This window comes from Algoriphagus sp. PAP.12, assembly GCF_026652115.1.
Lineage (GTDB): Bacteria > Bacteroidota > Bacteroidia > Cytophagales > Cyclobacteriaceae > Algoriphagus.
In genome coordinates this window covers 55,500-79,886 of the sequence record NZ_JAPPSQ010000010.1, presented here as the reverse complement: position 1 = coordinate 79,886, position 24,387 = coordinate 55,500, and the positions used below count along the sequence as shown (strand labels likewise).

Annotated in this window: 23 protein-coding genes and 1 tRNA gene; 18 read left to right on the top strand and 6 right to left on the bottom strand. The window is 38.9% G+C overall.

The genetic code is table 11. The features are described 5' to 3' along the window. Nucleotides 1-5: 5 nt before the first annotated feature. The 4 genes from katG to O0V13_RS13120 form a co-directional block, all read right to left on the bottom strand. Nucleotides 6-2,279: a catalase/peroxidase HPI gene (gene katG / locus O0V13_RS13135; RefSeq protein ID WP_268035427.1), complete on the bottom strand. Its 2,274-nt coding sequence runs from the start codon at nt 2,277-2,279 to the stop codon at nt 6-8. A gap of 279 nt (nt 2,280-2,558) precedes the next feature. Continuing rightward, on the bottom strand, nt 2,559-3,653 hold the full coding sequence (locus tag O0V13_RS13130; RefSeq protein WP_268035426.1) for an SO2930 family diheme c-type cytochrome: 1,095 nt from the start codon (nt 3,651-3,653) through the stop codon (nt 2,559-2,561). A gap of 11 nt (nt 3,654-3,664) precedes the next feature. Beyond that, nucleotides 3,665-4,957: a parallel beta-helix domain-containing protein gene (locus O0V13_RS13125; RefSeq protein WP_268035425.1), complete on the bottom strand. Its 1,293-nt coding sequence runs from the start codon at nt 4,955-4,957 to the stop codon at nt 3,665-3,667. 74 nt (nt 4,958-5,031) lie between these two features. Beyond that, entirely contained in the window at nt 5,032-5,595 is a 564-nt protein-coding gene (locus tag O0V13_RS13120) for a Crp/Fnr family transcriptional regulator (RefSeq protein ID WP_268035424.1), read from the bottom strand. Nucleotides 5,596-5,682: 87 nt separating this feature from the next. On the opposite strand from O0V13_RS13120, the gene O0V13_RS13115 reads away from it, so the two are divergent. Then, nucleotides 5,683-6,246: a porin family protein gene (locus O0V13_RS13115; protein ID WP_268035423.1), complete on the top strand. Its 564-nt coding sequence runs from the start codon at nt 5,683-5,685 to the stop codon at nt 6,244-6,246. Between the two features lie 114 nt (nt 6,247-6,360). Here O0V13_RS13115 and ruvC read toward each other — a convergent pair whose 3' ends face one another. Continuing rightward, the gene (ruvC, locus tag O0V13_RS13110) at nt 6,361-6,936 is read right to left on the bottom strand and encodes a crossover junction endodeoxyribonuclease RuvC (protein ID WP_268035422.1); all 576 of its coding nucleotides are present in this window, start codon (nt 6,934-6,936) and stop codon (nt 6,361-6,363) included. Nucleotides 6,937-7,011: 75 nt separating this feature from the next. On the opposite strand from ruvC, the gene O0V13_RS13105 reads away from it, so the two are divergent. The 17 genes from O0V13_RS13105 (at nt 7,012) to O0V13_RS13025 (ending at nt 22,857) form a co-directional block, all read left to right on the top strand. Beyond that, a complete protein-coding gene (locus tag O0V13_RS13105; protein WP_268035421.1) occupies nt 7,012-8,097 on the top strand; it encodes a glycosyltransferase in 1,086 nt (361 codons plus the stop codon). Continuing rightward, on the top strand, nt 8,084-8,341 hold the full coding sequence (locus tag O0V13_RS13100) for a hypothetical protein (protein ID WP_326492729.1): 258 nt from the start codon (nt 8,084-8,086) through the stop codon (nt 8,339-8,341). The genes O0V13_RS13105 and O0V13_RS13100 overlap by 14 nt, the downstream gene beginning before the upstream one ends. A gap of 3 nt (nt 8,342-8,344) precedes the next feature. After that, nucleotides 8,345-9,556, top strand: coding sequence for a PP2C family protein-serine/threonine phosphatase (locus tag O0V13_RS13095; RefSeq protein ID WP_268035420.1), 1,212 nt, complete (start codon nt 8,345-8,347; stop codon nt 9,554-9,556). Then, on the top strand, nt 9,557-10,180 hold the full coding sequence (locus O0V13_RS13090; RefSeq protein WP_268035419.1) for a polysaccharide deacetylase family protein: 624 nt from the start codon (nt 9,557-9,559) through the stop codon (nt 10,178-10,180). It begins immediately after the preceding gene. 1 nt (nt 10,181) lies between these two features. Further along, on the top strand, nt 10,182-11,285 hold the full coding sequence (locus O0V13_RS13085; protein ID WP_268035418.1) for a glycosyltransferase: 1,104 nt from the start codon (nt 10,182-10,184) through the stop codon (nt 11,283-11,285). Beyond that, nucleotides 11,282-12,058, top strand: coding sequence for a TatD family hydrolase (locus tag O0V13_RS13080; protein ID WP_268035417.1), 777 nt, complete (start codon nt 11,282-11,284; stop codon nt 12,056-12,058). The genes O0V13_RS13085 and O0V13_RS13080 overlap by 4 nt, the downstream gene beginning before the upstream one ends. Then, nucleotides 12,055-13,122 (top strand): asparaginase, encoded by a 1,068-nt coding sequence (locus O0V13_RS13075; protein ID WP_268035416.1) that lies wholly within the window; start codon nt 12,055-12,057, stop codon nt 13,120-13,122. The genes O0V13_RS13080 and O0V13_RS13075 overlap by 4 nt, the downstream gene beginning before the upstream one ends. Nucleotides 13,123-13,217: 95 nt before the next feature. Further along, nucleotides 13,218-13,305 (top strand) — tRNA-Ser (locus O0V13_RS13070). A 378-nt stretch (nt 13,306-13,683) separates the two neighbouring features. Then, complete coding sequence (locus O0V13_RS13065) at nt 13,684-14,259, top strand: YceI family protein (RefSeq protein ID WP_268035415.1); 576 nt, start codon at nt 13,684-13,686, stop codon at nt 14,257-14,259. A gap of 624 nt (nt 14,260-14,883) precedes the next feature. After that, nucleotides 14,884-15,693 carry a MotA/TolQ/ExbB proton channel family protein gene (locus O0V13_RS13060; protein WP_073572325.1) on the top strand — a complete coding sequence of 270 codons (810 nt, stop codon included), beginning with the start codon at nt 14,884-14,886 and terminating at the stop codon, nt 15,691-15,693. A gap of 61 nt (nt 15,694-15,754) precedes the next feature. Further along, the gene (locus tag O0V13_RS13055) at nt 15,755-16,084 is read left to right on the top strand and encodes a hypothetical protein (protein WP_268035414.1); all 330 of its coding nucleotides are present in this window, start codon (nt 15,755-15,757) and stop codon (nt 16,082-16,084) included. A 1-nt stretch (nt 16,085) separates the two neighbouring features. Then, the gene (locus O0V13_RS13050; protein ID WP_268035413.1) at nt 16,086-16,718 is read left to right on the top strand and encodes an ExbD/TolR family protein; all 633 of its coding nucleotides are present in this window, start codon (nt 16,086-16,088) and stop codon (nt 16,716-16,718) included. 1 nt (nt 16,719) lies between these two features. Then, on the top strand, nt 16,720-17,181 hold the full coding sequence (locus O0V13_RS13045; RefSeq protein ID WP_268035412.1) for an ExbD/TolR family protein: 462 nt from the start codon (nt 16,720-16,722) through the stop codon (nt 17,179-17,181). A gap of 71 nt (nt 17,182-17,252) precedes the next feature. Continuing rightward, the gene (locus O0V13_RS13040) at nt 17,253-18,566 is read left to right on the top strand and encodes an MFS transporter (RefSeq protein WP_268035411.1); all 1,314 of its coding nucleotides are present in this window, start codon (nt 17,253-17,255) and stop codon (nt 18,564-18,566) included. A gap of 4 nt (nt 18,567-18,570) precedes the next feature. Beyond that, nucleotides 18,571-20,040: an NAD(P)H-hydrate dehydratase gene (locus tag O0V13_RS13035; protein ID WP_268035410.1), complete on the top strand. Its 1,470-nt coding sequence runs from the start codon at nt 18,571-18,573 to the stop codon at nt 20,038-20,040. A 57-nt stretch (nt 20,041-20,097) separates the two neighbouring features. Further along, the gene (locus tag O0V13_RS13030) at nt 20,098-21,285 is read left to right on the top strand and encodes an MFS transporter (protein WP_268035409.1); all 1,188 of its coding nucleotides are present in this window, start codon (nt 20,098-20,100) and stop codon (nt 21,283-21,285) included. Nucleotides 21,286-21,375: 90 nt separating this feature from the next. Continuing rightward, nucleotides 21,376-22,857: a sulfatase gene (locus O0V13_RS13025; protein WP_268035408.1), complete on the top strand. Its 1,482-nt coding sequence runs from the start codon at nt 21,376-21,378 to the stop codon at nt 22,855-22,857. Nucleotides 22,858-22,890: 33 nt separating this feature from the next. Here the strand turns inward: O0V13_RS13025 and asnS are convergent, their stop codons facing one another. Continuing rightward, nucleotides 22,891-24,342: an asparagine--tRNA ligase gene (asnS, locus tag O0V13_RS13020; RefSeq protein ID WP_268035407.1), complete on the bottom strand. Its 1,452-nt coding sequence runs from the start codon at nt 24,340-24,342 to the stop codon at nt 22,891-22,893. Nucleotides 24,343-24,387 lie beyond the last annotated feature (45 nt).

Here is a 24,387-nt window from a genome sequence, read left to right as displayed (position 1 = left end):
AAACCTTATTTCTGTGGATAGACCAAATCGAATCTGTCCAATTTCATCACCTTGTCCCAAGCTGCTACAAAGTCTTTTACGAATTTCTCTTTGGCATCATTGCTAGCATAGACTTCTGCCAATGCTCTCAATTCAGAGTTGGATCCGAAAATCAAATCAGCTCTGGTTGCCATGTATTTTACTTCTCCAGAAGCTCGATCTCTTCCTTCGAAAAGCTCTTTGGTATTGTCTGCAGCTTTCCACTCTGTGCTCATATCCAATAAATTGACGAAGAAGTCATTGGTCAATTGATCTTTTTTGTCAGTGAAGATTCCTTTATTCGAACCGTCAAAGTTTGCATTCAAAGATCTCATTCCACCTACCAAAACAGTCATTTCAGGGGCGGTTAAAGTCAACAATTGCGCTTTGTCAACCAACAATTCTTCAGTAGATAGAGTGTATTGAGTTTTCAGATAGTTTCTGAATCCATCAGCCATCGGTTCCAATACTGCGAAAGATTCTACGTCAGTTTGTTGCTGAGTAGCATCCATTCTTCCAGGTACAAATGGTACGTTTACTGAGTATCCTGCATTGGATGCTGCTTTCTCAACAGCTGCAGCTCCTCCTAGCACGATCAAGTCGGCCAAAGAAACTTTCTTAGCTCCTGATTTGGAGTTGAAGTCATTTTGAATTTTTTCCAAGGTACTGATCACCTTAGCCAATTGAGTAGGGTTATTTACTTCCCAGTCTTTCTGAGGAGCCAGTCTGATTCGAGAACCGTTTGCACCACCTCTTCTGTCAGAGCCTCTGTAAGTAGATGCTGATGCCCAAGCAGTAGAAACCAATTCATCGATACCCAATCCTGAGTTCAAGATTTGAGATTTCAAATTTGTTATATCTGCTTTTCCAATCAATGGATGATTTACCGCGGGGATAGGATCTTGCCAGATCAAATCTTCTGTAGGAGCTTCAGGTCCCAAATAAGTTGTTTTTGGTCCCATATCTCTATGGGTCAATTTGAACCATGCTCTTGCAAAAGCGTCGTTGAACAACTCAGGGTTTTCATAGAAACTCCTAGAGATCTTCTCGAATTCTGGATCGAATCTCAATGCAAGGTCGGTAGTAAACATAGCCGGTGCATGTCTTTTGCTAGGATCATAAGCATCAGGAACCGTCATGTCAGAATCTTTTGCTACCCACTGATGAGCTCCAGCAGGGCTTTTTGTCAATTCCCATTCATTTTCGAAAAGGCTGACAAAGAACAAATGGCTCCACTGAGATGGGGTAGGCGTCCAAGTTACTTCAAGTCCAGAAGTAATAGCATCAGTACCCTTTCCAGATTTGTAATCACTTTTCCATCCGAAACCTTGCTCTTCAATAGGAGCAGATTCAGGGTCTGGGCCTACGTGAGTGGCTGGACCAGCACCATGTGCTTTTCCTAATGTGTGTCCACCTGCAATTAAAGCAACGGTCTCTTCACTATTCATTCCCATTCTTCCGAATGTATCTCGAATATCATCTGCTGCCAATAGTGGATCAGGAACACCGTTCGGTCCTTCTGGATTGACGTAGATCAAGCCCATTTGCACCGCTGCAAGCGGGTTTTCTAATTTTCTACCATCAGAATAGCGCTCATCAGCCAACCATTCTTTTTCTGGTCCCCAATACACATCTATTTCCGGCTCCCATACGTCTACTCTTCCACCTGCGAATCCAAAAGTCTTGAATCCCATATCCTCCAAAGCCACATTTCCAGTCAAAACCATCAAATCTGCCCAAGAAATTTGATTCCCATACTTTTGTTTGATTGGCCAAAGGAGTCTTCTAGCCTTATCCAAGTTGGCATTGTCAGGCCAGCTGTTCAAAGGAGCAAATCTTTGCTGACCAGCTCTGGATCCACCTCTACCGTCTCCGGTTCTATATGTTCCGGCACTGTGCCAAGCCATTCTGATAAATAAACCACCGTAATGGCCGAAGTCTGCTGGCCACCAGTCTTGAGAATTAGTCAAAACTTCACGGATATCACCTTTCAGGGCATTGTAATCCAATTCGTTGAAAGCTTTGATGTAATCAAAATTCTCTTCCATTGGATCAGAAAGAGATGAGTTCTGACGAAGAATTGTCAGATTCAATTGGTTTGGCCACCAATCGCTGTTGCTGGTTGCTTTTTGATTGGATGCACTTTTCTTGGTTGCTCCAGATTGTCCGTCTGTGCTAACTTCACCTGATCCGCCTTGTTGGCAGGAAAAAGTGATTGCAATGACTAGTATCAATCCTAAAAGAGTGGACGATTTTTTCATCTATTTTTGAATTTGATTTTTTGCTGCTGCAAGTATAGATGAGAGAATACGCTTGGGGATTATAAATCCGATTGATTGTTTTTATTTAATAATAGATAAAAACTATTTGTTGGAATGTGGTAAAATCTCTGGATTTATGAACGGCTTAGAAATCAATGGATTAAAAAGAGTTCGGAGGGCCTTGATTGATATTTTCTAACTCAGATATAAAAAAAGCATGAAATAGGGTTTAGTTGAAGCCCCTCATTTCATGCTAATTAGGAGAAATATGGAATTGATTTATTCCAGAGACTTGATCCAATTTCGGATTAATTCTACTCCCTCCTTGTGGATCGTGGTTCTTCCTAATTCAGGCATGGCAACTCCAACTTCAGTAGAATTCATTCTGTGGATGACAATTGATTCTTCAGGCTTACCAGGTACTACATCAAACTTGTGACTTCCAGCTCCGATACCAGCTGCAACAGGAGTTTTGTTGATGCCCAACTTCATGGGGTCTTTTTCATTATAAGTCAAAAACAATCCTGAAGTACTAGCAGGACCTTCAGTTCTATGACAATGGGAGCAATTGATATCCAAATAGGCCATTGCTCTTTCATCCAATGGAAGGGATTCATTTTCATAGTTGATCAGAGAGGGATACTGGCCCGGGTCTTCAAAACCATCGAGTTTCCCAATTTGACTCCAGTATTCCAGTTGGTTTCCATGCTGATCTTGGAAATCTAAGTCATTATTCAGATGCTTGACTTGGACTCCAATAGGTGCCATTTCCTCATTTTTATTGTGACAGGTTTTGCACTGGTTTCGATTGGGGATCAAATAGTCAACCACCTGATCCTTTCCCTCAAGATCTTTAAAATGTACCTCCTTTTGCCCTCCAATTACTTTCAGTTGAGCATTGGTTTGTTCATCATTCCAGATATAAGGATAGGCTTCCCATCCACTTTCTTCCAAAATCAAAAGTCGCGTTTCGATTATTCTTCTTTCACCTTCTTGTTTTTTGAAATCCAATGGGTAGTAAAAGTTCTTGACTAAGATCGTTCCTTCGGGAAAGTCAAATTCGCCATTCACTAATTTAGCTTTTTCACCTTCTGGAAATTGAATAAATCGAGTTTTATGAGCGTAATCCGTAAAAAGGGAAGAGGAGGGTTTGTAAAAAATTAAATCTTCAGCAGGATTTAAATTTGATATTTCTCCATCGAAAAAAGCATAGGTTGTAAGCCATTTATAGGGATACAAGCCATCGGCCTCTTCTGTTTCAATTTCGCTTGTTGTTGTTTCAACAATGGATTCCTCTTTTTTACAAGAGAAGAAGATTGCAAATACGGCAACTAAGCTTGAAATGAAGGCCAGTGATTTTTTTTGAATCAACATCTACTAGAATTTTATAACCCTGAAACAAAGGATTTATCTGTATTCACACTCACCTTACAATTGCTAAATGGATTTGGATCATCAAATGATTCAATATTGTCATCTCCATCCATCAAGTAAAATCGCGTGAAAAGCAATTCTGAGATTTTCGGTTCTGAAATACACAGATTCATGGGGTTGGTTTCAATGGATTCAGAAAGGGATTCATCCCAAATTCCATCATACACGATGTCTTGGGTCTTAGCTTTTCCATGTGCATTATAAATGCTAATTAATTGTCCCATCTCCCGGGTCAGATCAGGAAATCCTTTTCGCTCATATTGATTGTCGTGGATATAAACATCAGAAGTGTAGGGAGACCAATTTGGAGCCTCGGAAGGGAATCCTGTAATCTGGTAACTGGCAACTGCAATTCCGGTAGTTTTATTCCTAAGGATCTCGTTTCCATAGATTTCAACTTCTTTAGCAGCTAAAAGAATTACTCCAGAACCTGGAGGAATCATGGTTACGGTATTTCCATTCGGATCCTCGCCTAGTGGAGTGGCGAAGTTCTCATGATTGTTGTCAATGATTTGATTATTATAAATCTTGGTGCCTTTTCCATCTGACTTTGGCAAACCTGGGAGATTGAAAACCAAAATCCCACCTGCGTTATTTCGAGCGATATTTCCGAAAACCTCTGCATTGTCACAGTTTTCGATTTCTATTCCCGCCACATTGCCAAAGGCTAGGGAATTTTTGACCACAATGTTCTCAGATTGGCCAACATAAATTCCTGCATCTCTTGAGTGGGAAGCTACACTTTCTTCGATCAGAACATTTTTACATTGAACTGGATAGATGGCGTAGGTTCCATTTTTGGATTTGTCCCCATGTGTCCAAGTGACATTGATTCTTCGAAAAGTAATTCCATCCGTATGCTGAGCTTTGATTCCATCCCCAGGAGCATCCTCGATGGTCAAGTCTTCAATTGTGATATTGTTTCCAACTATTTTTACCCCTTCGCCGCCTGTTTTTAGATTTCGAAAAGAAAGAACAGTATTCTTCAGTCCTGCTCCCTTTATGGTGACATTTGATTTATTGTCAAGAATTAGCTGAGTATTGATTTCATAAAATCCTTCTGGAATCTCAATGGTGGCACCATCTTCTGCCATAATGAAGTCTTTGATTACTTTTTCGGTTTCCTCTATAGATCTTTTTGGTAATAGGGATGAGTCAAAAAGTTGCTCGTTGCTGGTCTCTCCACAGGCAAAAAGCAAAAAGGTAGATAAGTAGGTAAGTAGTAGCGTTTTGGGTTTATTCATGAGTTGGTTTTGACAGAATTTCCTATCAAAATTACCTTATAAGTCAGAATAAACCCTTGATAAAAGTCAAAAACTCAGATTTTGGCCCTAATTCTACTGAGCGTCTCAATTGTCATGTCCAGAAAGGAAGCTATTTGACCGACAGATGCTTTCTGAATAATTTTCGGTTTATTTTCCATCAATTCCAGGTATCGATCCTTGGCGGATTTGAATTTGGAAAAAATCAATTGCTCCTCCAGGGCAATGTAATATTTCTCCAAAATTATTCTGTAAGTACGCTCCATGTCTGGAAAATCTAGAAAGCATTGTTGAAGGTCTTCGTAAGAAATCCGGTAAACAATTGATTTTTCTAGAGTTTCAATTGTTTCATAACTAGGACTTCGGGTGATGAAAGAGTGCATCGCAGTGACAAATTCACCAGCCAAAGAGAATGAAACAGTAATGTCTCGATTGTCTCTCACATAATAGCTCCTAGCTGATCCCTCTGCTATATAATAAAGGTGATGGCTAACTTGGCCTTCTTGCTCTAACTTATGTCCTTTCTCTGTCTTTACTTCTTCAAGCAATGATATGAATCCTTGTTTTGCGGCATCACTGACCCCCGTGATATTTTCAAATAGGCCTAAAGATTGTTTCATAAGCAGAGAGATTAAAAAAATAGGATGCTGACAATTTTATCAAACGCATCGACTAGTTTTATTGGAAATTTAAAAATTAAAGAACACATGAAAAAGATTTTGTTCCTATTCTTCGCTTTTGGATTGATGGCAAGTACTGCACAGGCTCAATTTGGTATAAGAGCAGGTTTGTCTTCAGCCAATTTTTCAGATACTAATTATAAAGCAAATTTAGGGTTCCATGGAGGTGTGTATTACACTTTGGGGACTGAGTTTTTATCTATAGAACCAGGGATTCAGTTTGCACAAAAAGGTTTTGAAACCAATCAGGTTCCTTCTGGAGATGTGATCACTGAAAGTTTCAATTATTTGGATGTGCCTGTATTGGTTCGCTTGAGCTTTCTGCCTGGATTAAATGTATTTGCAGGACCTCAGGCAAGTATGCTGGTTTCAAGAAAAAGAGAAGAGCCAGGAAATAATCAGACTGCCACTGATATTATCAAAGGATATGATATTGGCGGTGTGGTTGGAATAGGCGCTTCATTTCCAATGGGATTGAATTTTCAGTTGAGTTATGATTTGGGGATGTCCAACCTGAATTACTATGACGCTAATGTGAAAAACCGAGTATTGAAGCTCTCAGTAGGATACGATATCTATAGAAGGTATTAATCTGCGTCAGGCCTTTGTAAAAGTCATTTTTGCAATTTGTTACATTGAACGGGGTCGAAATGTATTTAAAAAATTAATTGAATAGTCTTCGACCTCGCTCAGCCTGACAAAACTTTATTTTTTGATCCTGTCTGGGTTTTCCTCAATGAAGGACTTCCAGCCTGCACTACGACCTCTGGTTTGTACTCTTCCCTCATGAAAATGATGACAAAGAGCAACTGCCAAGGCATCAGTTGAATCCAATAGTTTTGGGATTTCTGTTAAGTTGAAAAGTGTCTGAAGCATCGCTGCTACCTGCTCCTTTGAGGCATTTCCATTTCCTGTCACCGATTGCTTCACTTTTTTAGGCGAATATTCTGTAATGGGTATATCTCTCGCCAATGCAGCTGCCATTGCCACTCCCTGGGCTCTTCCAAGCTTGAGCATGGATTGGACATTTGCTCCATAAAATGGGGCTTCAAGGGCCACCATATCAGGCAAAAATTCATCTATGATTCCGGTGATCCGCTCAAATATTTTTTTCAGTTTCAATTCATGCGTTTCATATTTCCGGAGATGGATGACACCGTATTGAAGTAATTTGTACTTCTTTCCTTCAGTCAGAATAATGCCATATCCCATGACCGTGGTTCCTGGATCAATTCCCAAAATGATTTTTTCCTTTGCCTCTTTTTTAGTTGCTTTACTCACCTTCGCAAGTTAGCCCAAAAGATGCTAAGTTTTTACCTGATATGGTCTGGATTCTATTTTCTGAGTCTCTTAGGGATGAGATTTTGCTGGCGAACCTCCAGTCGGAAAGCTCAGGGAAATTCAAAGGATCATTTACCAATTACATTGATAATTCCATTTCGGAATGAGTCTCATCAACTTCCCATATTAATAGATCAACTCTCCAAATTCAAGGAATCAAAAGTTGAAATTCTGCTAGTTGATGATCAAAGTCAGGATGAGTCCAATGACTTGGCGAAAGGCCTGACTAAAGAGCTTTCGAACATTAGAGTAATCCAATCCACTGGAACAGGGAAGAAAGACGCATTGGCCTTCGGAATTACAAATGCGAGAGGAGAGCTAATTCTCACTTCAGATGCTGATTGTAGATTTCCGGAAAACTGGATTGAGGAAATGACTAGGCCGTTCGGTGATGAAAAGATTCAGATGGTATCAGGGACTGTCCAAGTTGAAGGTAAAGTATCCTCATTGACTGACTTTCAGCGATTGGATTGGGCAAGCATTTCTCTGTTAAATCAGGTATCAAACCTTTCAAAGAATCCTTTGATGTGCAGTGGTGCTAATTTGGCTTTCAGAAAATCTGCATTTGAAAACGTAGGAGGCTATCAGGGAAACCTCCAATATCTTTCAGGAGATGATGAGTTTTTATTGAAAAAAGTGATTCGGGAATACGGTACGGAGTCATTCAATATGCTACTTGGAAAAGAAGTTTTGGTATTTACAAAGGCTGAAAATTCTTGGAATGAATTGATTCAACAAAGAGCCAGATGGGCTTCCAAATGGGGTCTTCATGGAATAGGGTTTCATGCGACTGCATCATTACTTCCGTTTTTCTTTCAATTAATCTGGGTAGGGAGTTTTCTCTTATTGCTATTCGGATCCCGGGGTTTTTTGGTTTTTTTAGGAGTCTGGAGTCTAAAAATTTTAGCAGAAAAACTGGCTTTGGGAAAAGTACTCAGTAGTTTTGAAATACATGTGGGGTGGAGGTCATTTGTCTACACAAGCGTGATCCATCCCCTTTATGTGATTCGTGTTGGCTTTGAGAGTTTTAATTCAAAAATCCAATGGAAAGGAAGAAATATCAAAAGAGAGATAATAGTGGATTCTTATGGAGATGAATGAAGATGAGTTTGATTTGCTGGATGAGTTGTATTTTGTTCAGCCATTCAGTTATCTGCAGGAAAACCTAGGCTGGGAGGATACTAAGATTTTGGAGATTCTAAATTCACTTTATCAAAAAGCGTTTATCAAATGCCTATCTGCACCAGATGAAGAAAGATTTGATCAGGTAGACATATTAAAAGATGGAAAAGAGTTGCTGTTTTTGGCAACTAAAAAAGGATTGATGGCCCATAATGCCCTTTAAATTTTGATTTCGGAAAACGATAAATATCAACGCAAAGAATTAGAGCTGAAAGCTTTATTGGAAATCACTCAGGCGATCAATGAAAATCAGTCTGAAGGAGTGCTTTGCAATATTTTTAAATTTACCTGTCTTGTTCACCTGAATATCAAATCTTTGATTTTGTATGTGTTGCAGGACGAAGGTTTTGAAAAGAAGATTTCGCATGGAGTCAAAGGGAGAGTTCCTGATTTGATTCCCAACAATCAGATCAAGGACGAAAAGAAATCCGGACAGTTACTTTTGGAGCTGGATTCTGAATTTTCCTTTGAAGAACTGGAGACATACCTGCCAGTTTATCACAAGGATCGCCTGCTCGCAATTTTGTTTTTAAAGAGAAAAGAGGAATCAGAAGAGTTGGACTTAGATTTCACTCAGGCTTTGAGTAATATTTTGGTAGTGGCTTTGGAAAATAAGCGATTTGCAAGAAGGCAGCTACAGCAAGAGGTTTTGAATAGGGAAGTGGCCATCGCATCTCAAGTTCAGCAAATGCTTTTGCCAAATAACTTACCTGATACAGATGAAATCAAGGCTACTGTTACTTATTTTCCACATAGCAAAGTCGGAGGGGATTATTATGATTTCATCAGGCAATCAGAAGATGTAGTTTATTTCTGTGTTGCTGATGTGTCTGGAAAAGGAATATCTGCGGCCCTGTTAATGTCAAATTTCCAAGCTGCTTTACGAACGCTTTTGAGAAGTGATGCAAATCTGGAGACTATCGTTCATCAGTTGAACTACACGCTTTTTGAAAACACCAAAGGGGAGCGATTCATTACGTTCTTTTTGGGGAAATTTAATTTCAGAACCAGAAAGCTGGAATACGTGAATGCGGGACATAATCCTCCGGTTCTTTGCCGGGAAAATGAGATGTCTGTGGAGCTATTGGAAGCTGGTACTACCATTTTGGGAGCTTTTGAGGAATTGCCTTTCTTGGAAATAGGTGAAAGGGAAATCCCAAGCAGCTTTAGCCTTCATTTATATACGGATGGATTGACAGAGACTATGGATGTGATGGAAAATGAATATGGTGAAGAGCGCCTTTCGGATTTCGTTTCGGGTCATATCTGCATGCATCCAACTGATTTTCATCAAGAGTTTTTAAAAGAACTTAAAGAATTCTCAGGTGAAGTTCCTCTAAGGGATGATTTGACCTTATTTAGTTTAAGATTCTTTTAAATGGCACTTTTCCATAAAACTCCAACTTGGGTTAAAAAACTTTTTCCAGATCGGCTGTGGAATGGAAATGAATCTAAAATTTACCTGACTTTTGATGATGGGCCTGTTCCAGGAGCTACTGATTTTGTACTCAATGAGTTAGGGAAGAGGGATATGAAAGCCACTTTTTTCATGGTTGGAGACAATGTGAGAAAGCATGAAAGTTTGGCGAAAGAAGTTCTTGAAGCTGGTAATAAGATAGGAAATCACACCTATAATCATTTGCTTGGGTTAAAAACTCCGACAGAAGAATATCTGAACAATGTGGAGCTTTGTGATTTGATTTTTCAAGAAAAGCTTGGTGTAAAGTCTACCTTATTTCGCCCTCCATATGGCTGGATGAAATATTCTCAAGCAAGGATTGTATCCAAATCGTACCAAATCGCTATGTGGGATGTTTTGTCTACAGACTATGATTCCAAAGTTTCACCAGACAAGGTTCTCAACATTTGTCAAAAAAATAGCGCTCCCGGATCGATTCTTTTGTTTCATGATCAGGAGAAAACTAAGGATATTTTGCCTGCATTTTTGCCTGATTTTTTGGATTTTGTAAAAGATCAAGGTTGGGAAACGGCCTGTCTTTAACATGATACAATTAGCGAGCTTAATTCTTTCAGTTGTTCTAATTCAATTCTTTTTGATTCTATGGCGATTCAAATGGAATTGGCTTGAATTCCCTTCGCCTAAAAATCATGATTGGCCAAAAGTGTCGATTTTGGTTGCTGCCAGAAACGAGGAAGAGAATCTCCCAAAACTATTAGAGTCCTTTGAAAAGCTAGATTATTCCATGGATAAGATTCAGTTTCTTTTTGCAAATGATCAAAGTGAGGATAAGACGCCTGCGATTTTAAAGGATTGGTGCGAAAGGCAAACCAATGCAAGTCTTATCACTACAAGAGAACTATCTGATTCACACCCTGTAAATCCCAAGGCAGAAGCATTGGCTCAACTTTCAGAGAATGCAAATGGAGAGATATATCTGTTTACAGATGCTGATTGCGCCGTTTCAGAGAAATGGGTCAAAGGGATGGTTTCAGGATTTGGACCCAATGTAGGGATGGTTGTAGGGGTGACACATGTTTATTGGAAAGGCTTTCTCCGTTTTTTTCAAGATTTGGATTGGTGGAATACCCAAGGATTTATGAAAGTAGCTTCTGACTTGGGAGTTTCTACTTCTGGGATGGGTAACAACATGGCCGTAAAAAAAAGGATCTACGATGAATGTGGAGGTTTTGAAAATCTGAAATTCAACCTAACAGAAGATCTTGAAATGAGTAAATCCATAGCAAAAGCTGGATATAGGGTGCATTCCGAAATAAAACCTAAAACTCTCGTTTTGACTAAAGCTGAAAAAAGCCTGAAAAAACTTCTGGCTCAAAGGAAGCGATGGATGTTTGGTGTGCTTACTTTACCCTGGTATTGGAAAGTGATCTTGGCTTTTCAGTTCTTTTATTTTCCAGCCGCTATCTATCTGATTTTTCAACTGGGTTGGTTTATGGTTCCTTTCATTCTGGCCAAAATTTTCCTCCAAGCAAGCTTTCATAGGTCTTTGGCTAGTCGAGCTGGGATAAAATTGTCCTATTTTAGAGTTCTTTCCTTCGATTTTTACTTTTTCCCTACCACCGCCCTGACAATTCTTTATTACTTTTGGCCCTCTCCAATCGAATGGAAATCCAGAATATACCCATGAACCTAATTGAAACCCACGCGCATATCTATTCCAGTAAATTTGATTCGGATAGAGATGCAGTGATCGAAGAAATCAGAGCAGCTGGTGTAGAAAAGCTATACATGCCCAATGTGGATGTAGAAACTATCCCGAGAATGCTCGAATGTGAAGAAAAATATCCAGACCTATGTATCTCCATGATGGGGCTTCATCCTTGTGATGTGAAGGAGGATTTTGAATCCCAGTTGGAAATTATGAAAGGCTGGTTGGATAAAAGACCATTTGCTGCAGTTGGGGAAATTGGCCTTGATTTATACTGGGATAAGACATTTTTTGAACAACAAAAGTTGGCCTTGATAGAACAGATCTCTTGGGCTAAGGAAAAGGAACTTCCGATTGTTATTCATTGTAGAGACTCAATGGATGAAACAATAGAAATCATCCGAGAAGAGCATAATGGAAAACTCAAAGGGATTTTTCATTGCTTTACTGGTAATCTGGTTCAAGCAAATCAAATCATCGAAATGGGATTCCTTTTGGGAATCGGCGGGGTAAGTACCTATAAAAATGGTGGTTTGGACAAGGTTTTACCTCATATCGGTATAGAAAACTTAGTGCTGGAAACAGACGCACCATATTTGGCACCTGTTCCATTTAGGGGAAAAAGAAACACTCCTGCCTACCTTCCTTATATTGCTGAGCGAGTTGGGGATCTGCTTTCCATGAGTAAGGAATCGGTTGCAATGAAAACCAAAGAAAATGCGTTGGGTTTATTTAAGGATTATCAGCTATGAATTATAAAATAGTTCGACTCAATACTCGGATCAAATCAAGTAAGACATCTTCAGTTTTGATCATTTATACAGGAGGTACTTTGGGGATGGCCTATGATGAAAGTGGTTCCCTGGTACCCTTTAATTTTGGTCAGATTCTAGAGAAAATCCCGATCCTCTCCAATATGGATATTGCGATCACAGTGATTTCATTTCCTGAACCAATCGATTCATCCAATGTTTCCATGCATCATTGGAAGGATATGGCCTATATCATTACCGAAAACTATGATAGCTATGACGGTTTTGTGGTTTTGCACGGTACTGATACGATGGCCTATTCTGCATCCATGTTAAGCTATATGCTACATGGCTTGAATAAACCAGTGATTTTCACAGGAGCTCAATTGCCTATTTCTGCAATGAGATCGGATGCTCGTGAAAACTTGATGACCAGTTTGGAAATCGCTACAGCTCAAATCGACGACTATCCGATTGTTCCTGAGGTTTGTATTTTCTTTAATCATATGTTGCTTAGAGGAAATAGGGCGAAAAAGGTTCAGAGTGTCCACTTTGATGCTTTTGAGTCCGAAAACTATCCAAATCTTGCAGAATCAGGAATCGTTATTGACTACAATACTGCTGCGATTCGTCCTTATGAATCTCATAGAAAATTGGTCAATCTCAATGATTTAGATAATCGGGTAATGATTTTAAAGCTTTTTCCAGGGATCACTGAAAAGGTTATGGATGCCTGTTTTGCGATTGAAGGTTTAAAAGGCGTTGTCTTGGAAACCTATGGATCAGGGAACAGTCCAAGTGAAGCCTGGTTTATGAAGTCTTTGGAAAGGGCAATCAAAAAAGGTCTGATTATTCTCAATGTATCCCAATGTAATGGTGGACGAGTCATTCAGGGACGGTATGAGACATCGAAAGAATTATTGGCAGTTGGGGTTGTCAGTGGGGCTGATATGACGACAGAAGCAGCCGTTACCAAATTAATGTTCCTCCTGGGGCAGGAAAAAGACACAGAGGAAATCCGTCGAAAACTGACTATTCCTATTGCGGGTGAGATGACAACCTGATATTTTCTGATCTATTTTGGAAGGAAATTTGGAAACGGAAATAATAATTTTTTTCTTTGCACTCCGATTCGCAAAGCGCATCAAAATTTAAACACAGAGAGGTGTCCGAGTGGTTGAAGGAGCACGCCTGGAAAGCGTGTATACCCCTAAAGGGTATCGAGGGTTCGAATCCCTTCCTCTCTGCAACAAGCCAAGCTAAAACAGCTTGGCTTTTTTTGTATTAGGGTCTCAAATTCAAATGAGGTCTGGGAGGACCCTATGCGAAGTAAAATTGAGTTTATTTGGCCAAATTGGAAATTTGCGATAGGTTAAGTAGTGTGACTTGTGAATTCGAGAGCTCCTTTATCTTTTCTCAAATTTTAATGGCGTAGTTTTTTTCATTCTTTTCTTCACTTAAATGGTTTTTTCCTTGGACAGGAAAAATTAATCAAAAATGAACTTATTCTACATTCAATTCGTAATGCATCTAATCTAATTATTGTATAGACATTAAAAGTCGTGACATATAAATTTTATATACTTAAAAACAAAACCTAACATAAATTTCAAACCAAAAGTCAAATGAAAAAGACAGGATTAATCGCAGTGGCATTTGCTCTATTTGCATTTACCGCCTTCACTACCAAAGGAATCTGGACTTCAGATGTGCCCCATTCTGAGTTCGGTTTTAGCATCGTTCATATGGGCATCTCAGATGTAACCGGGACCTTCAATGATTTCACAGCTACTGTGACCAGCAATAAGGAGGATTTCAGCGATGCGGTAGTGGAGGCCACAATTCAAACAGCATCCATCGATACTAGAGTCAGCATGAGAGATGATCACCTGAAAAGTGCTGATTTCTTTGAAGTTGAAAAATTTCCGACAATGACTTTTAAAAGTACAGGGATCAAAAAAGTAGGGGAGAATACCTACAAACTAACTGGGAATGTCACTGCAAAGGGAATTACTAAAGAAGTTATTCTTGATATGATCTACAGGGGAAGTGTAATAAATCCACAGACTAAAAAAACATCTGCAGGATTTAAAATGACAGGTATACTTAAGAGATCTGATTTTGGAATTGGAGATGGTTTCCCTGAGCCCATGTTAAGCGACGAAGTGAAAATCAATATCAATGCTGAAGTTTTGCAATAAGACTTACAAAATTGAATTCGAAATAAATCGGCCCTGAGAATTTTTGAATTTCTCAGGGTCTTTTTTTGGATATTAATTTGGCGGATTTATTATAAAAAATTGATGATCAGTGTTTTTTAAGAAAAAATAACTGTTGCGTGTATTTTAATTAGTTAAATTTTTAATGTGAAAGGAGTTGAAATCTAGCTGATTTTCAATTCTTTGGTCGTTTTATTGAAAATATGGCAGATAACTCAAGGCTTTTCTTATAAAAATGAAACAAAGTAAAACGTAAGAAATAGTAGAAAACATAATTTTGATTGGGAATTGACTTGAAAAATGGAGATAAACCAAAGATTCGATTGAATTCATACATTGGTTTTAAATCTTTTTAAAAATTGTTTTTTCTTTTGATTAAAATTGCGAACCTTTCGCGGAGTTTTGAGTAATCTGGCTTGTTTCAGAGAAAAAGGAAAATTCCCCGCTCATGTAAAAATTGGCTTAATCATGCTTTAAAAGGGGAATTTTTAGGGAAAATCTGAAAGAGGTCATTGTTTTTTGAATTTAAAAAATGATAACTTTAAAACTCGATTTTAGTGTAGAAACCATTTAACCTTTATCAAAAGTCTATTTAAAAATCACATTATGAGAAAGTTAATCGCTTTGTTCATGCTTGCAGGTATCTTATTCGCGCCTGTTTTCGCTAACGCACAAGAAGCAGAATCTGATTCTGCAGCACAAGAAGAAACCACCCCTGTAGCAGAGCCTGCTGCAGCATCTCCTATGGTAGTTGACGACGAGATCGTCGCTGAGGAGCAAAGCTTTCACCAAATCGTTAAAGAGAAATTTATCGAAGGTGATCCAGTGTTTATGACTCCAGTATTGATCTGTTTGATCTTGGGTCTAGCAGTAGCTTTGGAAAGAATCGTTACTTTGAACCTTTCCACTACAAACACAAAGAAATTATTGGCTAAAGTTGAAGATGCACTTGCTTCTGGCGGTGTTGAAGCTGCTAAGGACATTACCAAAAGTACTAAAGGTCCTGTTGCATCTATCTTTACTCAAGGTCTAATGAGATATTCTGAAGGAATCGAAATGGTAGAAAAATCTATCATCGCATACGGTTCTGTAGAAATGGGTAGATTGGAAAAAGGTCTAGTATGGATCTCTTTGTTTATCTCTCTTGCTCCAATGTTGGGTTTCATGGGTACTGTAATCGGTATGATCGGTGCATTCGACTCAATCGAAGCAGCTGGTGATATCTCTCCTTCCTTGGTAGCGGGTGGTATTAAAATCGCCCTTTTGACTACTGTAGCTGGTTTGATCGTTGCGATTATCCTACAGTTGTTCTACAACTATTGTGTAGCTAAGATTGATTCTTTGGTTAACGATATGGAGGATGCATCTATCACTTTGGTAGATATCCTTGTGAAGCACAAATTGACTGGTAAATAATTTACCGGACCTTTTGTTGAATTTCAAATTAATTAGTTAACCCCAAAAGAAGACATATACTATGGATACTTATGATATATTCTTATACGTTGGCTATGGTCTAGTGATTTTGGGTGCGATCTTCGCAGTGGTTATGCCACTTATCAAGTCCCTTGATAATCCTAAGTCTCTATTAAAAACTATAGTCGGTATTGTTGGCATCGCGGTATTGTTCTTCATTGCTTACAGCATTTCTAGCAATGAAGTACTTCCAAAATTCGAGGCCGAACCATTTAATCTAACACCAGCAGGTTCCCAGTTTGTAGGTGGCATGTTGATTACTACTTATGTACTGGCAGTTATAGCTGTAGTTGGTATCGTATTTACTGAACTAAGCAAAGCTATTAAGTAATATGGGCAAGAAGAAAAATAGACCAAGTCAGGAGGTTAATGCAGGTTCGATGGCAGACATCGCCTTCCTGCTTCTAATCTTCTTTCTTGTCACAACAACGATCGCTTCGGATAAGGGTATCTTAAACGTACTGCCTCCGAAGTTAGATCCGAACAACCCGCCGCCGGAAATTGACAAAAACGAGCGTAACATCTTTAATATCTTGATCAACGCAAATGATCAACTTCTTATCGAGGACGAGTTTAGAGATAATGCGGATGGTTTGGATGCGGAAATCAAAGCTTTCGTTTTGAATTTCGGTCTACCTGATGAAGAAGCAACAGCATTGTATAACACTTTGCCAGCTTCTTTGAAAGCTCAGGTAAAAAGAGATCCTGAATCTTCTGATTCTCCTGGTGAAGCAGTAGTTTCTATTAAAACTAACCGTGGAACTAGCTATGAGAAATATTTGGAGATCTTTGATTTAGCTAAGAAAGCTTACTTTGATATTTATGCTGAGCGTGTAAATCTTACCACTGATGAGTATAGAACTCTTACCGGTAAAGATGACGCTGAAGAAGCATTAATTGATAGAGGTAAAGAAGGAATCCCTATGGCGATTTCAATTGCAGAACCAGATAAAATAGGTAGTTGATATGGCAAAGTTTAGCAAAAAGACAAAAACTGAAGAAAGTATTCCTACTTCAGCATTGCCAGATATCATCTTTATGCTTCTTTTCTTCTTCATGGTGACAACCGTGTTGAGAGAGCAAGATATCTTGGTTGAGCAAAAAATTCCTCAAGCTACTCAGCTTCAGAAATTGCAGAAGAAGACATTGATTTCTTATATCTATATAGGTAAGCCTAAGAATACTGCATTGTATGGTTCTGAACCTAAAGTTCAAGCAAATGATGTTTTGATTGGTGCTGAAGATGTAGTTCAGTGGGTAAACCAGGAAAGAGATTTGCTTCCAGAAGCAGATCGAGGAATGATCACCATCTCTATGAAAGTAGATAGAGATGTTAAGATGGGACCTATTTCCGATGTTCAAACTGAATTAAGAGAAGCTGATGCACGTCGTGTATTATATGCTTCAACAGGAAAACTCCAGAAGTAATCAATTGATTTAATTCTTTATATTTAAAGCTGTCTCCTAATCGAGACAGCTTTTTTATTGTTTATACCCGCATGTTGTTAAATCTCAAAAACAAAAAGAAGGTCCAAAATGCTTGGGCCATGTATGATTGGGCTAATTCTGTCTATAGCTTGGTGATAACTTCTACCATTTTTCCTGTTTACTATAATTCTGTAACCAAAGGAATTGATGGGAGTGATGTTGTGTCATTTTTTGGCATTGACATAGTTAACACTGTTTTGTATTCCTACTCTATTTCATTTTCTTTTTTGGTAATTGCTTTAGTTTCTCCTCTACTTTCTGGTATGGCAGATACGAGTGGAAAGAAATTGGAGTTTATGAAATTCTTTGCCTACCTAGGTTCTCTTGCATGTGTTGGATTATTCTTTTTCGATGAAAGTAATGTGGAGTTTGGTATCCTTTGTAGTGTTACCGCTAGTATAGGATATGCAGGGAGTATTGTTTTTTATAATGCCTATTTGCCAGAGATTTCTGAAGAGAAAGAATATGACTTTTTGAGTGCTAAAGGTTTTGCCTTAGGTTATATAGGATCTGTAATCTTATTGGTCGTTAATTTGTTGATGATTCAAATGCCTGACCTTTTTGGAATACCGGATGGTGGAGTTGCAGCTCGACTTTCTTTTTTGATCACTGGACTATGGTGGGCAGGTTTTGCTCAGATACCATTTAGAGTCCTGCCTAAGAATCCATATAACAAAAAAATTAAACGAGAATTACTCTTTCATGGGTATCAGGAAATAAGGAAAGTATTCAAGGAAGTCCGGGGAATTAAAGTCATGAATCGATTCCTAGCTTCATTTTTCTTTTATTCCATGGGCGTTCAAACGGTTATGTATTTAGCTGCTTCCTTTGGAGATAAAGAATTAGGCTTACCAGGAGATCAATTGATCTTGACTATTTTGATTATCCAGTTTGTTGGCATTATTGGAAGTTATTTTTTCGCGTTTCTTTCTAAAAAATACGGTAACAAATTGAGTTTGGTCATTATGGTTCTTATTTGGACAGGAATCTGTGGAGCTGCATATTATGTTTACACGGTCTATGAGTTTTATGCTTTAGCTTTCGTTGTTGGCTTGGTAATGGGAGGAATTCAATCGCTTTCTAGATCAACGTTTTCTAAATTAATTCCTAAATCTACCACCGAGCACGCCTCTTTTTTCTCATTTTATGATGTGACTGAAAAGCTTGCTATCGTAATCGGGACGTTCTCCTATGGTGTTATTGAGCAGTTTACGGGTAGTATGCGAAATTCAGCATTGACTTTAGGAATTTTCTTTTTGGTAGGATTAGGCTTTCTAATGCTAGTCAGTATTCCGAAGAATCAACTTTCACCTCAATCCAATTAAAAGGATGATCAAAATATTAAAAGGCTCCGATGTTAAGAGGCTTGATAAACTCGCCTGTGATAAGGAAGAAATTCAGTCCTATGAATTAATGGAACGAGCCGGTTTGGCCTTTGAAAAATGGTTTTATGAGCAAGATTTTTCCAAGGACCGTAACGTTTTGATCTTTGTAGGTGCAGGGAATAATGGAGGAGATGGATTAGTAATTGCAAGGCTGATTTCACAAAAGAACTTTCAAGTAACTGTTGTCAAATGCTTTCCTGAAAATGCCAAATTAAGCTCTGATTCTGCGAGAAATCTTGAAATGCTTCCAACAAAAGTCAAAGAAGTTTTTCTTAAGGATTTTGAAGTTCAAATTGGTTTTCCAATTATAATTGATGCTTTTCTTGGGGTTGGCTTCAATGGAGAATTAAGAGAAGATGCTCAAATGGTGGTCTCAAAAATCAATGAGCTTTATGGATATAAAATCTCTATTGATATTCCAAGTGGGTTACATTCCGAAGGTATAAGTAGAGGACTGGTAGTTATTTCAGATTTGACTTTTACTTTAGCATCCCCAAAAGAAGCGTTATTGATTCCTGAAAATGCCAATTTAGTTGGTGACTTAGTAGTCGGAGATATTCAAATAGATCCTGAATTATATAATGAATTTGAAGGAGAGATGTATTTTCTTCAAGAGAGTGACGTCCCCGCTTTGCATAAGAAATTTACAAGGTTTTCTCACAAAGGAGATTTTGGAAAAATATTATTGGTAGGTGGTAGTTTAGGAAAAATGGGGGCTATGGTTCTTGCATCTAAAAGTGCATTGAGGACTGGGGCTGGTTTAGTAACCTGTCACGTGGAGGAGAGTGAACACCATATTCTACAAACGTCAGTACCAGAAGTAATGTGTAATTGGGGCCTGATCCCGAATGCTGGATATTATGATGCTATTGGTATTGGCCCAGGGTGGGGTCTAGATCATCGAAGGAATTTGATGGAACTATTACTAAAGGATTTTCATAAACCAATTGTGGTTGATGCAGATGGAATCAATCTTTTGGCAAAGCATCCTGAAATTATAGAAAAATTACCTAAGGGGAGTATTTTAACTCCTCATGTAGGTGAATTTGGCCGACTGATTGGAGAATTTGGTAGCCATATCGAACGTGTTCAAAAGGCTAAAGAGTTTGCTACCAAACATCAGCTCATTCTTGTGCTCAAAGGGGCAAATACAGTTATTTCTCTTCCTGATGGGAGACAGGTTGTCAATAGCTCTGGATCTCCTTATATGGCAACGGCGGGATCTGGTGATACTTTGACCGGTATGATAACAGCCTACCTAGGCATGGGGTATTCTTCGGACTCTGCAGCGCTTTGTGGGGTATATCATCATGGATTGGCAGGTGAGATTGCTGGCGCAAAGAAAAGGAGGGGGACAATTGCCTCTGATATTATCGAAGCGATTCCGGAAACCTATCTGAAATTAAGCGTTTAAAATTCTCACCAACGAAACTATTAAGTTTTACTTAGGGTTTTGCGTTAAAGTATTTTTATGAATAAGGAGAAGCTACTACTCTGGACCCTTGCAGCAATCAATTTTATCCACATTGTGGATTTTATGATTCTAATGCCACTAGGGCCACAATTAATGAGAGTCTTTGAGATTTCTCCTAGGGAGTTTGGTCTTTTAGTATCATCCTATACTTTTAGCGCTGGAGCTTCAAGTTTTTTTGGAGCATTCTTTTTGGATCGATTCGATCGTAAGACGATTCTATTGTGGGTTTATATAGGGTTCTCTATTGCCACATTAGGCTGTGCACTTTCTCCAAATTACCATATTCTTCTATTTGCAAGGGTTATCTCCGGCTTCTTTGGCGGCCTTACTTCTGCTCTGATTTTGGCTATCATTGGTGACGTGATTCCTGATTCAAGAAGAGGCCGAGCGATGGGTTTGGTGATGGCAGCCTTTTCATTGGCCTCTGTTCTAGGTGTTCCTTTGGGGTTGTTTTTAGCTAGTTTGTCTGATTGGCATACTCCGTTTTATATCTTGACTGGATTGTCCGTTGTGAGCTTGGGGATGATTATTAAGTTCATTCCTAATATTACTGATCACTTGGATAAAGAAATAGAAAAGCCTAAACCAGTTGAAGTAGTAAAGCGAGTAACAAGTAACTCAAATCAAATGAGGGCAATCGCTCTTTCAGTGATGATGATGTTTGGTCAGTTCATGATTATTCCATTCTTGAGCCCTTATAATGTTGCCAATGTCGGGTTTACCGAAATGCAATTGACCTATATCTATATTGCAGGCGGAGCATTTACGATTTTCACCTCCCCGTGGGTAGGTAAACTTTCTGATAAATTTGGGAAGCTTAAGGTTTTTACGATTTTCATGGCACTCAATGTCATTCCGATTGGAATTATTACCCATTTGGGTATCACACCAGTGCCATTGGTGTTAATCATTACAACGATGTTTTTTGTGACTTCCAACGGGAGGTATGTGCCTGCTGCAGCAATAATCACGGGGACAGCAAGGCCAGAAAACCGTGGGAGTTTCTTGAGTTTTAACTCTGCAATCCAGCAGTTGGTGGCAGGATTGGCATCCCTGATCGCTGGGTTGATTATTGGGGAAAGTGCAACTGGTCAGCTGACTAATTTTAATATGGTTGGCTATTTGGCTATTTTCTTCAGCTTGCTCTGTATTCCATTGGCAAGAAGAGTAAAAGTAGTGAGTTAATCGTCTCGGTTTTTTTATCCAAAGAATTCTCCTCATTTCAGGACTGGATTACTACACTCAATCCTTAAATTGATTAAAAATTTAAATTTTATGAATCTGTCTTTTCGGCATTTCTTAGCCTTGGTAGTTATTTTCCTTTTTCAAGACTGGAATCTTCATGCTCAGAATATGCCCAAGAAACCCAATATTCTTTTTATAGCAGTGGATGATTTACGGCCAGAATTAGGTGCTTATGGGAAAAGTTACACCTATACTCCTAATCTAGACCAGTTTGCATCTAAAAGTTCTGTTTTTCAGAACCACTTTGTAACTGTTCCAACATGTGGAGCCTCTAGATATAGTATGCTAGTAGGGAAACTGCCGAAATCCAAAGGTGATTTGAGTAATATGGCCGCAGTTAATAATATCTCCAACAAGCCAGAAAGCGAAAGGCCTAAGACTTTTGTACAAGACCTTCGAGAAAATGGATTCTATACCGTTGGAATTGGGAAATTATCGCATCATCCGGATGGTTATGTTTACGAATACGACGAGCCCAAAAGTAACCAGTTAGAATTACCAGGAACATGGGATGAAATGCTCTTTGATTCTGGAAAATGGGGTACTGGCCATAATGCATTTTTTGGCTATGCCGATGGAAGCAATCGGACGGGGATGAATAAACAAGTGAAGCCCTACGAGTCTGCGGAAGCGGAAGATACTGGCTATCCTGATGGTTTGACCGCTGAATTGGCGATTGATAAATTGAGTGAATTAAAAGAGCGACAAGAACCATTTTTTTTAGGTGTTGGCTTTTTTAAACCTCACTTGCCTTTTACAGCACCCAAGAAATATTGGGATTTGTATGAGGAGTCTGGAATTCCATTGGCCCCCTTTACTGCCATACCGGAAGGTTCTGCAGCTGCCAGTTTGATTACAAGTGGTGAGTTTAATCAATATGCCTTAGGGGAGGAAAAAGCAGGTTTGGATCATGCCGTTTCCGATGAATATGCTAGAAAAATTAGACATGCCTATTTAGCTTCTGTAAGCTATGTAGATGCTCAGATTGGAAAAGTATTAGATGAATTAGAAAAGCAAGGTCTAGCTGAAAATACTATTGTCGTAATCTGGGGAGATCATGGCTGGCATTTGGGGGATGATTTAGTTTGGGGAAAGCATACGCTTTTTGATTGGGCATTACAATCTGTTTTAATGATAAAAACTCCTGACGGAAAAGGAAATTACATCAATCAGATAGTCAGCACAGTGGATATTGCTCCCACTTTGTTGGAACTGACTGGTGTAAAACCTTCAGAAAAGCTGGATGGAGAGAGTTTGGTAGAATTAATGAAGAATCCTGAACTTAAAAGTTGGAGAAATACCGCCTACAGCTATTTCAATCAGGGGAATTCGGTACGGACTTCTGAGTATAGATTAACCCGGTATTATCGCTCAAATGGTCCTGAGTATGAGTTGTATGATCAAATACAGGATCCTAACGAAACCAAAAATATTGCTCCTGAGAAATTGGAATCTTTGGAAGGCCTAAAGGAGGTATTGGAAAAAGGGAATAATGGGATTTTTGAAAAATAAAAATCCCCGACATTTTTGCCGGGGATAAAAGAATTAAAATTCTGCGTTTCCTGGAGTTCGAGGAAAAGCAATTACGTCTCGAATATTGCCCATACCAGTAACGAACTGGACCATTCTTTCAAAGCCTAATCCAAAGCCTGCGTGTGGAGTGGATCCAAATCTTCTGGTATCCAAGAACCACCACATCTCCTCAGTTGGGATGTTCATTTCTTCCATTCTTTTTAGAAGAACGTCCATTCTCTCTTCACGCTGAGAACCACCTACGATTTCTCCGATCCCTGGGAAAAGGATGTCCATCGCTGCTACGGTCTTCCCATCTTCATTCTGACGCATGTAGAAAGACTTGATTTCTTTCGGATAGTCAGTTAATATAACTGGCTTTTTGAAATGCTTCTCAACCAAATATCTTTCGTGCTCTGATTGTAAATCAGCTCCCCACTCTTCGATTAAATATTGGAATTTTTTCTTCTGATTTGGTTTCGATCTTTTCAAGATTTCAATCGCTTCGGTGTAAGTGATTCTTACGAATTCGTTTTCCAAAACAAATTTCAACTTATCAATCAACCCTAATTCAGAACGCTGATCTGCTGGTTTTGATTTTTCCTCGTCAAGCAATCTTGATTCTAAGAATTTTAAATCATCTATGCAGTTCTCTAAAGCATATTGGATCAAGTATTTCAAGAATTCCTCAGCCAAATCTGCATTGTCTTCTGCGTCATAAAATGCCATTTCCGGTTCGATCATCCAGAATTCCGCTAGGTGACGGGTAGTGTTGGAGTTTTCGGCACGGAAGGTAGGTCCGAAAGTATAGATCTCAGAAAGAGCCATCGCTGCCAATTCACCTTCTAATTGTCCAGAAACTGTCAAGTTTGCTTCTCTTTCGAAGAAATCCTGTTTGAAATCAATAGCTCCCTCCTCTGTTCTTGGAGGGTTAGCTAAGTCCAAAGTGGTTACCTTGAATGTTTCACCGGCACCTTCTGCATCGGAAGCAGTGATGATTGGAGTATGGATGTAGAAAAAGCCTTTGTTGTTGAAATACTGGTGCACAGCAAAAGCCAAAGCATGGCGCACTCTGAAAACGGCACCAAACGTATTGGTACGCATTCTTAGGTGGGCGATTTCTCTCAAGAATTCCAATGAGTGCTTTTTAGGCTGAAGTGGATATTTTTCAGGATCTGCTTCACCTAATACTTCGATGGAAATTGCATTCAATTCAGAAGCTTGTCCCGATCCTTGAGATTCTACCACAGTTCCTGTGATTTTTAGACAAGCACCCGTGCTGCATTTTTTCAATACGTCTTCAGAAATCAAATTGGGATCAGCTACTACTTGATAATTAGTAATAACTGAGCCGTCATTCATCGCAATGAAGGTGACGTTTTTGTTGGAACGTTTGGTTCTTACCCATCCCATGATGGTAAGTTCACTGCCAATTGGATTTTGATCCAGGATGGTCTTGATTTTGACCCTTTTGTTGAATGCCATGATTTCGAATAAAGTTTAAAACAGCGCAGAGCGACTATTTTTTTA

Bases quoted from the DNA above. Each gene is read 5' to 3' on its own strand.
- O0V13_RS13075 (WP_268035416.1), top strand. From the start codon at position 12,055: ATGAATTATAAAATAGTTCGACTCAATACTCGGATCAAATCAAGTAAG.
- O0V13_RS13040 (WP_268035411.1), top strand. From the start codon at position 17,253: ATGTTGTTAAATCTCAAAAACAAAAAGAAGGTCCAAAATGCTTGGGCC.
- O0V13_RS13090 (WP_268035419.1), top strand. From the start codon at position 9,557: ATGGCACTTTTCCATAAAACTCCAACTTGGGTTAAAAAACTTTTTCCA.
- O0V13_RS13130 (WP_268035426.1), bottom strand. From the start codon at position 3,653: ATGTTGATTCAAAAAAAATCACTGGCCTTCATTTCAAGCTTAGTTGCC.
- O0V13_RS13035 (WP_268035410.1), top strand. From the start codon at position 18,571: ATGATCAAAATATTAAAAGGCTCCGATGTTAAGAGGCTTGATAAACTC.
- O0V13_RS13030 (WP_268035409.1), top strand. From the start codon at position 20,098: ATGAATAAGGAGAAGCTACTACTCTGGACCCTTGCAGCAATCAATTTT.
- O0V13_RS13100 (WP_326492729.1), top strand. From the start codon at position 8,084: ATGGAGATGAATGAAGATGAGTTTGATTTGCTGGATGAGTTGTATTTT.
- O0V13_RS13125 (WP_268035425.1), bottom strand. From the start codon at position 4,957: ATGAATAAACCCAAAACGCTACTACTTACCTACTTATCTACCTTTTTG.
- O0V13_RS13050 (WP_268035413.1), top strand. From the start codon at position 16,086: ATGGGCAAGAAGAAAAATAGACCAAGTCAGGAGGTTAATGCAGGTTCG.
- katG (WP_268035427.1), bottom strand. From the start codon at position 2,279: ATGAAAAAATCGTCCACTCTTTTAGGATTGATACTAGTCATTGCAATC.
- O0V13_RS13085 (WP_268035418.1), top strand. From the start codon at position 10,182: ATGATACAATTAGCGAGCTTAATTCTTTCAGTTGTTCTAATTCAATTC.
- O0V13_RS13045 (WP_268035412.1), top strand. From the start codon at position 16,720: ATGGCAAAGTTTAGCAAAAAGACAAAAACTGAAGAAAGTATTCCTACT.
- O0V13_RS13060 (WP_073572325.1), top strand. From the start codon at position 14,884: ATGAGAAAGTTAATCGCTTTGTTCATGCTTGCAGGTATCTTATTCGCG.
- O0V13_RS13115 (WP_268035423.1), top strand. From the start codon at position 5,683: ATGAAAAAGATTTTGTTCCTATTCTTCGCTTTTGGATTGATGGCAAGT.
- O0V13_RS13120 (WP_268035424.1), bottom strand. From the start codon at position 5,595: ATGAAACAATCTTTAGGCCTATTTGAAAATATCACGGGGGTCAGTGAT.
- asnS (WP_268035407.1), bottom strand. From the start codon at position 24,342: ATGGCATTCAACAAAAGGGTCAAAATCAAGACCATCCTGGATCAAAAT.
- O0V13_RS13025 (WP_268035408.1), top strand. From the start codon at position 21,376: ATGAATCTGTCTTTTCGGCATTTCTTAGCCTTGGTAGTTATTTTCCTT.
- O0V13_RS13055 (WP_268035414.1), top strand. From the start codon at position 15,755: ATGGATACTTATGATATATTCTTATACGTTGGCTATGGTCTAGTGATT.
- O0V13_RS13105 (WP_268035421.1), top strand. From the start codon at position 7,012: ATGAGATTTTGCTGGCGAACCTCCAGTCGGAAAGCTCAGGGAAATTCA.
- O0V13_RS13080 (WP_268035417.1), top strand. From the start codon at position 11,282: ATGAACCTAATTGAAACCCACGCGCATATCTATTCCAGTAAATTTGAT.
- O0V13_RS13065 (WP_268035415.1), top strand. From the start codon at position 13,684: ATGAAAAAGACAGGATTAATCGCAGTGGCATTTGCTCTATTTGCATTT.